Origin of the sequence: Kitasatospora sp. SC0581 (genome assembly GCF_048159585.1) — a bacterium.
Classification (GTDB): Bacteria; Actinomycetota; Actinomycetes; order Streptomycetales; family Streptomycetaceae; genus Kitasatospora.
Map to the genome: position 1 here is coordinate 57681 of NZ_JBLRWA010000002.1, position 12849 is coordinate 70529.

General features: G+C 72.3%; 12 protein-coding genes. 5 read left to right on the forward strand and 7 right to left on the reverse strand.

The features are described from left to right. Positions 1–259: 259 nt before the first annotated feature. The 4 genes from leuA (at position 260) to ACLWS4_RS03345 (ending at position 4799) form a co-directional block, all read left to right on the forward strand. Positions 260–2056: a 2-isopropylmalate synthase gene (leuA, locus tag ACLWS4_RS03330; RefSeq protein WP_375876395.1), complete on the forward strand. Its 1797-nt coding sequence runs from the start codon at positions 260–262 to the stop codon at positions 2054–2056. A 239-nt stretch (positions 2057–2295) separates the two neighbouring features. Then, positions 2296–2991 (forward strand): hypothetical protein, encoded by a 696-nt coding sequence (locus tag ACLWS4_RS03335; RefSeq protein ID WP_049651094.1) that lies wholly within the window; start codon positions 2296–2298, stop codon positions 2989–2991. Positions 2992–3214: 223 nt separating this feature from the next. Then, positions 3215–3961: a DNA repair protein RecO gene (gene recO, locus ACLWS4_RS03340; RefSeq protein ID WP_049651095.1), complete on the forward strand. Its 747-nt coding sequence runs from the start codon at positions 3215–3217 to the stop codon at positions 3959–3961. 4 nt (positions 3962–3965) lie between these two features. Continuing rightward, a complete protein-coding gene (locus ACLWS4_RS03345; protein ID WP_049651096.1) occupies positions 3966–4799 on the forward strand; it encodes an isoprenyl transferase in 834 nt (277 codons plus the stop codon). A 77-nt stretch (positions 4800–4876) separates the two neighbouring features. Here ACLWS4_RS03345 and ACLWS4_RS03350 read toward each other — a convergent pair whose 3' ends face one another. Genes ACLWS4_RS03350 through ACLWS4_RS03365 form a run of 4 tightly spaced genes read right to left on the reverse strand, consistent with a single transcriptional unit; the run spans position 4877 to position 8110 of the window. Next, a complete protein-coding gene (locus ACLWS4_RS03350) occupies positions 4877–5287 on the reverse strand; it encodes a Fur family transcriptional regulator (RefSeq protein ID WP_049651097.1) in 411 nt (136 codons plus the stop codon). A gap of 35 nt (positions 5288–5322) precedes the next feature. Then, the gene (locus ACLWS4_RS03355; RefSeq protein ID WP_049651098.1) at positions 5323–6252 is read right to left on the reverse strand and encodes a metal ABC transporter permease; all 930 of its coding nucleotides are present in this window, start codon (positions 6250–6252) and stop codon (positions 5323–5325) included. After that, positions 6249–7013 carry a metal ABC transporter ATP-binding protein gene (locus ACLWS4_RS03360; protein WP_049651099.1) on the reverse strand — a complete coding sequence of 255 codons (765 nt, stop codon included), beginning with the start codon at positions 7011–7013 and terminating at the stop codon, positions 6249–6251. The genes ACLWS4_RS03355 and ACLWS4_RS03360 overlap by 4 nt, the downstream gene beginning before the upstream one ends. Positions 7014–7027: 14 nt before the next feature. Beyond that, positions 7028–8110, reverse strand: coding sequence for a metal ABC transporter substrate-binding protein (locus ACLWS4_RS03365; RefSeq protein ID WP_416873317.1), 1083 nt, complete (start codon positions 8108–8110; stop codon positions 7028–7030). Positions 8111–8301: 191 nt separating this feature from the next. Between ACLWS4_RS03365 and ACLWS4_RS03370 the strand changes: the two genes are divergently transcribed. Next, positions 8302–9684: a glycine--tRNA ligase gene (locus ACLWS4_RS03370; RefSeq protein WP_030233601.1), complete on the forward strand. Its 1383-nt coding sequence runs from the start codon at positions 8302–8304 to the stop codon at positions 9682–9684. 176 nt (positions 9685–9860) lie between these two features. On the opposite strand, the gene ACLWS4_RS03375 is transcribed toward ACLWS4_RS03370, so the two are convergent. The 3 genes from ACLWS4_RS03375 to ACLWS4_RS03385 all read right to left on the reverse strand — a co-directional run bounded on the left by ACLWS4_RS03375 (position 9861) and on the right by ACLWS4_RS03385 (position 12831). Continuing rightward, positions 9861–11027, reverse strand: coding sequence for a hypothetical protein (locus ACLWS4_RS03375; RefSeq protein WP_416873318.1), 1167 nt, complete (start codon positions 11025–11027; stop codon positions 9861–9863). Between the two features lie 68 nt (positions 11028–11095). Beyond that, positions 11096–12256, reverse strand: a complete 1161-nt coding sequence (locus ACLWS4_RS03380) for a hypothetical protein (RefSeq protein ID WP_416873319.1) — start codon at positions 12254–12256, stop codon at positions 11096–11098. Further along, positions 12253–12831, reverse strand: coding sequence for an NADAR family protein (locus ACLWS4_RS03385; RefSeq protein ID WP_079271723.1), 579 nt, complete (start codon positions 12829–12831; stop codon positions 12253–12255). The genes ACLWS4_RS03380 and ACLWS4_RS03385 overlap by 4 nt, the downstream gene beginning before the upstream one ends. Positions 12832–12849 lie beyond the last annotated feature (18 nt).

Genomic DNA, 12849 nt, shown 5'->3' on the forward strand with positions numbered 1-12849 from the left:
CGGATCACTTCGGGGGCGCGCGGTGCTGGGTTACGCTGGGCCCATCATGCGCAACGGGCTGCTTCTTCTTAGCTGCCGCGTCGAGGGCCTGTAGTCCACTGGGGCCGGCACCCTCGCCGCGGGGAACGTGCTGTGCGCGCAATCGGCGATCCAAGGGTGTATCGCGAGCGGCAGCAGAGGCCGGCCAGTCGGTGTTGACCAGGTGTTGACCACCCCCGACCCGCCCGCACCACGCATCACAGGAAGCCGAGTCACCTCCATGACCGAGCAGAACTCCGCCGCGTCCGTCCCCGCCGGCCGCCCCTTCGTCGACCGCCCCACCCCGATCACCGCCGCCTCGGTGCGCCAGCAGCCCTCGGGCATGCGGCACGGGCGCTACCTGCCGTTCGGCACCGTCGACCTGCCGGACCGCACCTGGCCGGAGAAGGTGATCACCAAGGCGCCGCGCTGGCTGTCCACCGACCTGCGGGACGGCAACCAGGCGCTGATCGACCCGATGTCGCCGGCCCGCAAGCGCAAGATGTTCGACCTGCTGGTGGCCATGGGCTACAAGGAGATCGAGGTCGGCTTCCCCGCCTCCGGGGCCACCGACCACGCCTTCGTACGGTCGCTGATCGAGGAGGGGGCGATCCCCGAGGACGTCACCGTCTCGGTGCTGACCCAGGCCCGCGAGGACCTGATCGAGAAGACGGTGGAGGCGCTGGTCGGCGCCCCGCGGGCGACCGTCCACCTGTACGCCGCGACCGCGCCGCTGTTCCGCCGGGTGGTGTTCCGCAACGACCGGGCGGCCACCAAGGCGATCGCCACCGAGGGCACCCGGCTGGTGATGGAGTACGCGGAGAAGCTGCTGGGCGACGACACCGTCTTCGGCTACCAGTACTCGCCGGAGATCTTCGTCGACACCGAGCTGGACTTCGCGCTGGAGGTCTGCGAGGGCGTCATGGACGTCTGGCAGCCGGGCGAGGGCCGCGAGATCATCCTGAACCTGCCCGCCACCGTCGAGCGGGCCACCCCGAACGTCCAGGCCGACCAGTTCGAGTGGATGTCGCGCCACCTGTCCCGCCGCGAGTTCGTCTGCCTGTCGGTGCACCCGCACAACGACCGCGGCACCGCCGTCGCCTCCGCCGAGCTGGCCTACATGGCGGGCGCGGACCGGATCGAGGGCTGCCTGTTCGGGCAGGGCGAGCGGACCGGCAACGTCGACCTGGTGACGCTGGGGATGAACCTGTTCTCGCAGGGCATCGACCCGCAGATCGACTTCTCCGACATCGACGAGGTGCGCCGCACCGCCGAGTACTGCAACCAGATGGAGGTGCACCCGCGCCACCCGTACGCCGGCGACCTGGTGTACACCTCCTTCTCGGGCTCGCACCAGGACGCCATCAAGAAGGGCTTCGACGCCCTGGAGGCGGACGCGAAGGCGGCCGGGGTGCCGCTGGAGGAGCACACCTGGGGCGTGCCGTACCTGCCGATCGACCCGAAGGACGTCGGCCGCACCTACGAGGCGGTCATCCGGGTCAACAGCCAGTCCGGCAAGGGCGGCGTGGCGTACGTGCTGAAGAACGACCACAAGCTGGACCTGCCGCGCCGGATGCAGATCGAGTTCTCCCGGATCATCCAGGCCAAGACCGACGCCGAGGGCGGCGAGGTCAGCCCGGCCGAGATCTGGCGGGTCTTCGAGGACGAGTACCTGCCGACCACCGGCAACCCGTGGGGCCGGATCTCGCTGAGCGGTTCGCGCACCCTGACCACCGAGGACGGCCGGGACGCGCTGACCGCCGAGGCCCGGGTGGACGGCGTCCCGGTGACCCTGACCGGTACCGGCAACGGCCCGGTCTCGGCCTTCGCCGACGCGCTGGCCCGGATCGGCGTGGACGTACGCGTCCTGGACTACGCCGAGCACGCGCTGAGCGAGGGCGGCGACGCCCAGGCCGCCGCGTACGTGGAGTGCGCGGTGGACGGCAAGGTGCTGTGGGGCGTGGGCATCGACGGCAACACCGTGCTGGCCTCGCTGAAGGCCATGATCAGCGCCGTCAACCGCTCGCAGCGCGGCTAATTCGAACGGGTGGTATGCGAAGGGCCGTCCCACGGGGCGGCCCTTCGTCGTCCCCGCCCCGGATTGTGGCCTGCGCCACATTTTTTCGAATCGGAAGCCGTTCGAGGTACTGACACGTGCCGGTAACCGTGGCAACATCGATCCACCGGAAAGCCGGGTCGGTGGGACGGCCTCGGTGTCCGGTCGCGTGACCTGCCCATAGTCGAGCAGGCCGCCTGCCATGTCTGGGGAGTGGCGCCGTGACCAGGTTGTGGGGTGTTCGCCCGCGGTGGCGGACTGACGTTCTCGGTGACTTCTTCTGCCCGGGCTGCGGCGGGGACCGCAACTACCGCCGGCAGCACGGCCGGCGGTGGCTGCGGTTGCTGGGGACCCCGGTGGTCCCGCTCGGGCCGGTGCTCGGCAGCGTGCAGTGCACCAGCTGCCACGGCCGGTACGGCGTCGAGAGCCTGGAGCAGCCCACCTGCGTGCGCCTCGGCGCGATGCTGCGGGACGCCCAGTACACCATCGCGCTGGCCATGCTCGCGGCCGGCGGCACCGCCCACCGGGCGGCCCGCGAGGCGGCCTGCGCGGCGGTCCGCGAGGCCGGGTTCGAGGACTGCGGCGAGGCCCAGGTGCTGGCCGCGCTCGCCGCGCTCTCCGGGCTCGGCGGCGAGCTCTACCACGCCCACGACCTGGAGGCGCCCCCCGGCCGGGGGCTGGCGGAGGCCGGCGGCCTGGCCGTCGAACTGCACGCCGTGGTCGAACCGCTCACCCCGCACCTGGCCCACTCCGGCCGCGAGCGGCTGCTGCTGCAGGGCGCGGCGATCGCGCTGGCGGACGGCCGCTACCTGCCGCAGGAGCGCGAGGCGCTGGCCGCGGTCGGGCGCTGCCTGGACCTGCCGCGGTCCCGGGTCGGGGCGCTGCTGGAGGCGGCGACCAGGACGCCGTACCAGTAGCGACCGCCCTTCCGTACCGTCCACCTCCGAAGATCCGCGGACCACCTCAGACCACCTCGGAATCCCCCACAACGGGCCTGGCCTCCCCACCCCGGGCCCGCCGTGACCCGCACCGCCGTGGTCTCCCCCACGACCGCCGGTGCGGGCAACACGGCTGTCCGGAGCCCGGTGCGGGCGGGCGGGGCCGTCCGGAGCCGGGGGCGGGTGGGGGAGAATGGTCCCCATGAGTCTTTTCCGGGACGACGGCGTCGTGCTGCGGGCGCAGAAGCTCGGCGAGGCCGATCGGATCATCACCCTGCTGACCCGCCAGCACGGCAAGGTGCGGGCGGTCGCGCGCGGGGTGCGGAAGACCAAGTCCAAGTTCGGCGCCCGGCTGGAGCCGTTCTCGCACGTGGACGTGCAGTTCTTCAGCCGGGGGAGTGAGCTGTTCGGCCGCGGATTGCCGCTCTGCACCCAGGTGGAGACGATCGCCCCGTACGGCGGCTCGATCGTCACCGACTACGGCCGCTACACGGCCGGCACCGCGATGCTGGAGACGGCCGAGCGGTTCGCCGAGAACGAGGGCGAACCGGCCGTCCAGCAGTACCTGCTGCTGGTCGGCGGGCTGCGCACGCTGGCGGCCGGGGTGCACGAGTCGCACCTGGTGCTGGACGCCTTCCTGCTGCGCTCGCTCGCGGTGAACGGGTACGGCGCGAGCTTCACCGACTGCGCCAAATGCGGCCTGGAGGGGCCGAACCGTTTCTTCTCCCTCCCCGCGGGCGGGGTGCTCTGCGGCGACTGCCGAGTGCCCGGATGTGCCGTACCCTCCCCTGAGACACTGGTACTGCTCGGGGCGCTGCTGTCAGGGGACTGGCAGACGGCCGACGCCTGCGAGCCGCGGTACTGGCGGGAGGGCAGCGGCCTGGTCGCGGCCTATCTGCAGTGGCACCTGGAGCGGGGCATCCGCTCGATGAGATACGTGGAGAAGTGAGCACATGGCAGCGCGACGGCTCTTCGGCGGCGGCAAGCAGAGGACGTACGTCCCCCCGACCCCCCACCCCAGCGGCGCACAGCCCCCGAAGATCCCCGGCGAGCTGGTCCCCGACCACGTCGCCATCGTGATGGACGGCAACGGCCGTTGGGCCAAGGAGCGCGGACTGCCCCGCACCGAGGGCCACAAGGTCGGCGAGTCCGTGGTGCTGGACGTCCTCAAGGGCGCGATCGAGCTCGGGGTCAGGAACATCTCGCTGTACGCGTTCTCCACCGAGAACTGGAAGCGCTCGCCCGACGAGGTGAAGTTCCTGATGAACTTCAACCGGGACGTCATCCGCCGCCGCCGCGACGAGATGGACGCGATGGGCGTGCGGATCCGCTGGGCCGGCCGGATGCCCAAGCTGTGGAAGAGCGTCGTCCAGGAGCTCCAGGTCGCCGAGGAGCAGACCAAGGACAACGACGCCGTCACGCTCTACATGTGCGTCAACTACGGCGGCCGGGCCGAACTCGCCGACGCGGCGCAGGCGCTCGCCCTGGACGTCGCGGCCGGGAAGCTCGACCCGAAGAAGGTCAGCGAGAAGACCCTCGCCAAGTACATGTACCACCCGGACATGCCGGACGTGGACCTGTTCCTGCGCCCCAGCGGGGAGCAGCGCACCTCCAACTTCCTGCTCTGGCAGTCGGCTTACGCCGAGTTCGTGTTCCAGGACGTGCTCTGGCCGGACTTCGACCGCCGCGACCTGTGGCGCGCCTGCGAGCAGTACGCGATGCGCGACCGGCGCTTCGGCGGGGCGATCCCGAACGAGGTCGGCGCGCCGGTGCCGTCCCCGCGCTGACGGGCGCATACGACGGAGGGGACCTACCGGGCAGATCCCGGTGGGTCCCCTTCGCCGTACGCGCGCGCGGACGAGCCTCAGACCTTCTTGGCGCACTCCGCGCAGGTCCCGAAGATCTCCAGGGTGTGCGCGATGTCGCTGAAGCCGTGCTCGGCGGCGACCGAGTTGGCCCAGCGCTCCACCGCCGGACCCTCCACCTCGACGGTCGCGCCGCAGTGCCGGCAGACCAGGTGGTGGTGGTGCCCGCTGCTGCAGCGGCGGTAGACCGCCTCGCCGTCGGCGGTGCGCAGCACGTCCACCTCGCCGGCGTCCGCGAGCGACTGGAGCGTGCGGTAGACCGTGGTCAGACCGACGGAGTCCCCGCGGTGCTTGAGCAGGTCGTGGAGCTCCTGCGCGCTGCGGAAGTCCGCGATCTCGTCCAGGGCCGCCGAGACGGCGGCTCGCTGCCGGGTCGAGCGGGCGCGCGGCGACGGGCCTGCGGTGGTCACCGTGGGTCCTCCTGGGGTCGTGGGCGTCTCGCACATCATTGTGCCAGCCCCGCCCGCCCCTCAGGTGTGGTCGTGCCGGACGGTTCGCCGGAGGCCTGTTCCGGCAGTTCGACGTCGCACACCTTCGGCCCGTGTTCGCCGGTGCCGCGGTGGCGCCGCCGGGCGAGCGGCGCGGCGAGCAGGCTGAACACCGCGAAGACCGCGATGGCGAGCAGCACGATGGCCGGGCCGGAGGGCACGTCCAGGTGGTAGGAGCCGGTGACGCCGGCCAGCGAGACGACCACGCCGAGCGCGATCGAGGCGGCCTGGGTGGCGGCGAAGGACCGGGTGAGCTGCTGGGCGGCGACCACCGGGACCACCATCAGCGCGCTGACCAGCAGCAGCCCGACGACGCGCATGGCGACCGTGACGGTGACCGCGGCCATCACCGCGAGCAGCAGGTTGAGGGTGCGCACCGGCACACCGGTGACCCGGGCGAAGTCCTCGTCCTGGCAGATCGCGAAGAGCTGGCGGCGCAGGCCCACGGTGACCGCGACGACCACCGCGCCGAGCACCGCGATGGTGGCCAGGTCGGCGGGGGCGACGGTGAGGATCGAGCCCCACAGGTAGCTCTCCAGCGAGCCGGCCCCGGCCTGGGCGGACATCGAGACCAGCAGCTTGCCGCAGGCCATGCCGCCGTAGAAGAGCATCGCGAGGGCGATGTCGCCGCGCTGGTTGCCGCGCGAGCGGACCAGCTCCATGGTGACGGCGCCGAGCACGCAGACCAGCACGGCCATCCAGACCGGGCTGGTCTGGAAGATGAAGCCGAGGCCGACGCCGGTCATCGCGACGTGGCCCATGCCGTCGCCCATCAGCGCCTGGCGGCGCTGCACCAGGTAGATGCCGACGGCCGGGGCGGTGATCCCGACCAGGACGGCGGCGAGCAGGGCCCGCTGCATGAAGTCGTAGGAGAGCATCTCGGTCATGCCAGCAGCCTCGGCGGGGTCAGGTCGGCGTGCGGGTGGACGTGGTCGTGGCCGGGCAGCGCGTGCAGCCCGGTGTTGGGCACGGGCGGGCCGTCGTGGGCGACGCAGCCGTCCCGCAGCACCACGGCGCGGTCGATCAGCGGCTCCAGCGGCCCGAGTTCGTGCAGCACGAGGAGGACGGAGGCGCCGCGGCCGACCTCGGCGCGCAGGGTGTCCGCGAGCACCTGCTGGCTGGCGGCGTCCACGCCGGCCATCGGCTCGTCCATGATCAGCAGGTCGGGGGTGCCGACCAGGGCGCGGGCGATCAGCACCCGCTGCTGCTGGCCGCCGGACAGGTCGGCCACGCCGTCCCCGGCGCGCTCCAGCATGCCGACGGCGGCCAGCGCGCGGTCCACCGCCTCGCGGTCCCGGCGGCGGAAGGGCAGCAGCCGGTGCTGCGGCAGCCGTCCGGTGGAGACCACCTCGCGGACGGTGGCGGGGACGCCGGAGGCGGCGGTGGTGCGCTGCGGGACGTACCCGATCCGGTGCCAGGCGCGGAAGGAGCCGTACGGGGTGCCGAACAGCTCCAGGGTGCCCCGCTCCAGCGGGACGGAGCCGATCACGGCCTTGACGGTGGTCGACTTGCCGGAGCCGTTGGCGCCCAGCAGGGCGACGACCTCGCCGGGGCGGACGGTGAGGTCGACGCCGCGCAGCACCGGCCGGCCGCCGCGCGAGGCGACGGCGTCACGGAGGCGGACGGCCGGGGGTATCGGGTCGGTCATGGTGCTCGGTCCCGTCAGTTCGCGGGGGCGGGGGTGGTGGCGTCGGCCGTGGCGGGCGCGGTCGGGGCGGTGCCGGTGGTGCCGGCGGTTCCGGCGGTTCCGGCCGGGGCGCCGAGGGCGGCCTGGAGGTTGGCCAGGTTCTGCTTCATGACGGTCAGGTAGTCGTCCTTGGCGGGGTCCTTGACGCCCTCCAGCGGGTCCAGGACGGCGGTCTTGAGGCCGAGGTCCTTGGCGACGGTGTCGGCGAGCTTGGGGCTGACCAGGGTCTCGAAGAAGACGGTGGTGACGCCGTTGTCCTTGGCGGCCTTCTGCACGGCGGCGAGGCGGGCCGGGGTGGGCTCGGACTCCGGGTCGACGCCGTTGATGGCGACCTGGGTGAGGCCGTAGTGCTCGGCGAGGTAGCCGAAGGCGGCGTGGCTGGTGACGAAGGTCCGGGTCCCGGCGTCCTTCAGCCCGTCCCGGAACTCCTGGTCGAGCGCGGTGAGCTTGCCGACCAGCTCGTCGGTGTTCTTCCGGTAGTCCTCGGCGTGCGCCGGGTCGGCCTTGGCGAACTCGTCGCCGACGCTCTTGGCGATCGCCGCGTAGCGGGTCGGGTCGAGCCAGATGTGCGGGTCGCCGGCCGTGTCCTCGTGCTTGTGGCCGTCGGCCCCGTGGGCCCCGTCGGCGCCGCCCCCGGCCTCGGTGCCCTCGTCGAGGTGGTGGTCGACCAGCGGGCTGGCGGCGGTGGCGTCGATCTTGTGCTTGCTGGACGACTGCGCGACGGCCTGGTCGACGGTGGGCTGGAGGCCCTTGAGGTAGATGATCGCGTCGGCCTTCTGGACCGTGCCGACCTGCTTGGCGGTGAGCTCCAGGTCGTGCGGCTCGACGCCGGCGGCGGTCAGGTCGGTGACCGCGACGTGCTCCTTGCCGATCTGCTGGGCCAGGAACTCCATCGGGTAGAAGGACGCGACGACCTTCAGCCGGCCGCCGCCGCTGTCGGCGCTGCTGCTGCCTCCGCAGGCGGTGAGGGCGAGGGAGGCGGCGAGCGCGGTGGTGCCGAGGGCTATGGAGCGGCGGGTGCGGCGGGAGAGTCCGAGTCGAGGCAGTCCGATCATCATGACAATCATTCTCATCTCACATGGAAATGATTGTCAAATCACTCGGACGGGTGAACGGGAGGTGACGGAGGGTGGGAGCGGCCGGACGATACCGATTTGAATCACGTACCCGTATGGCCGGTAACCTGAGGTATTCGGGTACGCGCAACCAGCCGTGCCCTGACCGTGCCGTACGTACTGAAGAGAGCACTGTGGCCGCCGACAAGATCGACACGATCGTCAGCCTGAGCAAGCGCCGTGGCTTCGTCTACCCCTGCAGCGAGATCTACGGCGGCACGCGTGCCGCCTGGGACTACGGGCCGCTGGGCGTCGAGCTCAAGGAGAACATCAAGCGCCAGTGGTGGCGCGCGATGGTGCAGGCCCGCGAGGACGTCGTCGGACTCGACTCGTCGGTGATCCTCGCCCGCGAGGTCTGGGAGGCCTCCGGCCACGTCGCCACCTTCAACGACCCGCTGACCGAGTGCCTCTCCTGCCACAAGCGCCACCGGGCCGACCACCTGGAGGAGAAGTACGAGGCCAAGCACGGCTTCCCGCCGCCGAACGGCCTCAAGGACGTCAACTGCCCCGACTGCGGCACCAAGGGCCAGTTCACCGAGCCCAAGGACTTCTCGGGCATGCTGAAGACCCACCTCGGCGTCACCGAGGAGGCGAGCGGCCTGGCGTTCCTGCGCCCCGAGACCGCCCAGGGCATCTTCACCAACTTCAAGGCCGTCCAGACCACTTCGCGCAAGAAGCCGCCGTTCGGCATCGCCCAGACCGGCAAGAGCTTCCGCAACGAGATCACCCCCGGCAACTTCATCTTCCGGACCCGCGAGTTCGAGCAGATGGAGATGGAGTTCTTCGTCAAGCCGGGCGAGGACGAGCAGTGGCACGAGTACTGGCTCCAGCAGCGCTGGGACTGGTACGTCGGCCTCGGCCTGCGCACCGAGAACATGCGCTTCTTCGAGCACCCGAAGGAGAAGCTCTCCCACTACGCCAAGCGCACGGTGGACATCGAGTACCGCTTCAACTTCGGCGGTAGCGAGTTCTCCGAGCTGGAGGGCGTCGCCAACCGCACCGACTACGACCTCCGGGTGCACAGCGAGGCCTCCGGCCAGGACCTGAAGTACTTCGACCAGGAGTCCGGCGAGCGGTACTTCCCGTACGTCATCGAGCCGGCGGCGGGCCTCAACCGCGCCATGCTGGCCTTCCTGATCGACGCCTACTTCGAGGACGAGGCGCCGAACGCCAAGGGCGTCATGGAGAAGCGCGTCGGCATGCGGCTCGACCCGCGCCTGGCCCCGGTCAAGGTCGCCGTCCTGCCGCTGTCGCGCAACGCCGACCTGTCCCCGAAGGCCCGCGGCCTCGCCGCCGACCTGCGCACCGCGTGGAACGTCGAGTTCGACGACGCCGGCGCCATCGGCAAGCGCTACCGCCGCCAGGACGAGATCGGCACGCCGTTCTGCGTCACGGTCGACTTCGACACCCTCGAGGACAACGCGGTGACCGTCCGCGACCGCGACACCATGTCGCAGGAGCGCGTGTCGCTGGACCAGGTCAAGGCGTACCTGGGCGCGCGGCTGATCGGCTGCTAGCAGCGGGTGGCCGAGCTTCGCTCGGGGAGCCCTCGTCCGCCCTGGTGGGGCGGGCGGGGGCTCCTTGCTGTTCGGGGGCTTCGCGGGTCCCTTGGTGTGCCTCCTGCGCTTGCCCGTGGTCCTGCCCTCGGTCCTGCCCTCGGCCCTGTCCTCGGGCCGCCTGCCGGGTGCTGCCGCTACCGGCGCCCCCAGCGGGAGCGCGGGGCCGCGGGCGGGCGGGTCGGCAGGCCGGCGGTGCGCAGGGCGGCGAGGGTGGTGCGGTGGCGGGCCTCGTCGGCGAGCAGCGCGGCCAGCAGCTGCGCGTACAGCTCGGAGTTGCCCGCGCCGTCCAGGGCGGTGGCCAGCCCGACCACCTCGGCGGGCGGGCGCAGGACGGCCAGTTCGCCCAGCAGGAGGGTGGCGAGTGCGGGCGGCAGTCCGGTCGCGAGGGCGGCGAGGTCGGCGGTGGAGCGGCCGGCGGCCTGGCGCAGCAGCGTCCGGACGTCGTCGGCGCGGCCGTGCTGCTGGAGGCAGGCGGCCAGGGAGGTCAGCTCGGGCATCGGCGCCGACCCCCACTCCCAGAGCAGGGTCGCGCTGTCGGCGGCCAGTCCGGCCTGGTCCAGCGCGGAGAGCAGGCCGGGCACGGAGGCGGCCGGGTAGCCCCAGAAGGCGTGGAACACCTCGGCCGCCTCCTCGGCCAGGCCCAGTTCGCGCAGCTCGGCGAGCACGGCGACGGAGTGGTCGGGCGCGGTCCGGGCGATGCTGCGGGCGAGGTGGAGCGAGCCGCCGGTCGGGCCGTACCGGGCCAGCATGCCGACCAGCAGAGCGGCGTCGGCGGAGGTGAGGCGGGCGGCGGCCGTGTCGATCACCTCGGTGGCCTCGGCGAGGGAGCCGGCCCGGTGGAGGGCGGTGATCCGCTCGGTGAGGGCGCCGAGGTCGGGGCGGACGGGCGGCGGCGGGGCCTGGTGCCGGGGTGGCTGGTGGTGTTGTCGCGGCGGTTGCGGGGCCTGCGGGGCCGGTTGTTGTTGCTGTTGCTGCTGGGGGTGCTGGTGCTGCTGCTGCGGTGGCGGCTGGTGCCGGTGGCGGATCCGGCTCTCCAACGCCTCCAGCTGGTCGCTGAGTTGGAGGCAGCGGGCGCCCAGGCCCTCGCGCAGCGTCCGGGCCTGGGCGAGCTGGCGCAGTAGCTCCCCGTCCGGCCGCTGACGGCCCGGGGTCGCCCGGATCGCCTCGTTCAGGCGCCGTTCGCGTTGGCTCGCGTAGCGGCTCGCGCGGAGTAATTCGTCCAGCTCCGCGCGGAGTTCGGCGGCCTGCAGCTCGCCCTCCGGCTGCCCGCCCGCGGGTTGTTCCGTCGGCCGCATGCGCATGATCGCCCCAACCTGTCCATCCGGACCCTGACTGCGTGACATCTTGGCGACAGTATGTGGCTGGGGAGTTACGAGCGCACGACCAGTCGTGCCCGAGTGGTGTCAAGGAGCGCGCAGAGGGCGGTCGTTGCGAGAAGTGCGCCGGTCGCGCTCCGCAGGAGGGTCGCCTCGTAGTACGGGCCGGGCGCGAGGGCCGCGACGGCGTATCCGACCACCGCGCCCGCCAGGGCGGGCAGCAGGAGCCGCGGCGCGTCCCGGCGGGCCGCCGCACCGATCACCAGGAGCCCTGCCAGGGCGGCGAGTTCGGGAGTGCCGAAGGACTCCGCGTAGCGGATCGACAGGGCGGGGACGAGGAACAGCGCGAGCGCCCGACCGATCGTCCCCGCGAGGGTGGCGGTGTACGGGCCGGGTTGCGGGCGCGGGTGCGGGCCTCGGGGCGGGACGGTGCGGGTGGCGACGAGCACCGCCAACGCGGCTGCGGCGGACGGGAGATGGTCGCCGAGCCGGGCGAGGTTGTAGAGCAGCGCGGTGTCGTACAGCACCAGCATCAGCTGGCCGTACGCCCACAGGTCGAGGGCGAAGCGGAACAGGTTGCGGGTGGGTGCGGGTGCGGGTGTGGCCTCGGCGCCGGGCTCGGCTCCGGCTTCGGCTCCGGTTTCGCGTCGGGCCAGCCAGGCGATCAGGGGAGGGGTGAGGCAGGCCGCGAGCGTACGCAGGACGAGGTCGTCCACGGTGTACGGGTTCCGCAGGTCCCACTCCACCGCGCAGAACGCCACCGTGTACGAGGCGGCGGCCAGTGGGACCAGCGGCGAGCGGGCCAGCCGGACGTACAGCGCGCGGTCCAGCCGGCGGACGACGGCGACGAACGCCAGCAGTGCCAGCGGCAGTTCGAGGAACGCCTGGACCCGCAGGACGGACGGGGCGAGGAGCTCCGGGGCGGGGAAGCGGGCGGCGAGGGCGTCGAGGCGGGGCACGTCGAACCAGCCGGGCTGGAGGTAGCGGGTGATGAAGGAGACGTCGCCGTGGTGGACGCGGTTCACGTAGACCGCGACGAGCACCTGGTTGAGGTAGATCAGCGCGACGACGGCCGCCAGCACCGGCTCCGGCCCGTACGAGCGCCCGCGCCGCGCGGGCCCGGCCTCCCGCCGCAGCACCCTCGGCGCCAGGAACAGGGCGGCGGCGGCCGAGGCCACGACCGTCCCGTCCAGCAGCGGAGCGATCCCGCTCATGCGGCCAGTCGTGCCCGCGCCTCCATCAGGGCGAAGCCGAGCAGGTTCAACCCGCGCCACTCGGCGGGCTGTTGGGCCCGGATGTCGTCGGCGGCGAGCCCGATGCCCCAGATCCGGTCCACCGGGCTGGCCTCGACCAGCACCCGGTCACCCGTGCCCAGCAGGTAGCTGCGCAGCGCCTCGTCCTGCCCGAACTTCGCGACGTTGCCCGCCACCACCAGCTCGAACCGGCCGTCCACCCAGGCCTTCTCGTCGAAGTCCTTGACCAGCCGCCCCAGCTTCTTCGCCTCGGCGGGCGTTCGGGCCGCCAGCACCTGCCGCACGATCTCCTCGTCACCGAACATCCGGGCCTTGCCGGCCATCATCCAGTGCTCGGCGGAGGCGTACGCGACCCCGTCGACGGTGAACTCGCCGGGCCACCACTGGCTCAGGCACTCCTGCCGGGTCCCGCCGCCCTTGCGCTCGGTGTGCCCCCAGAACATCACCCACTTCGGCCGCACCCCGTCGGCCATCGCCACGGCCAACTCCTCGCGGCTGCGGACGGTGGACAGGTCCCCCACGTGCATCTCGCTCATATCGTCAGTCTGACATGA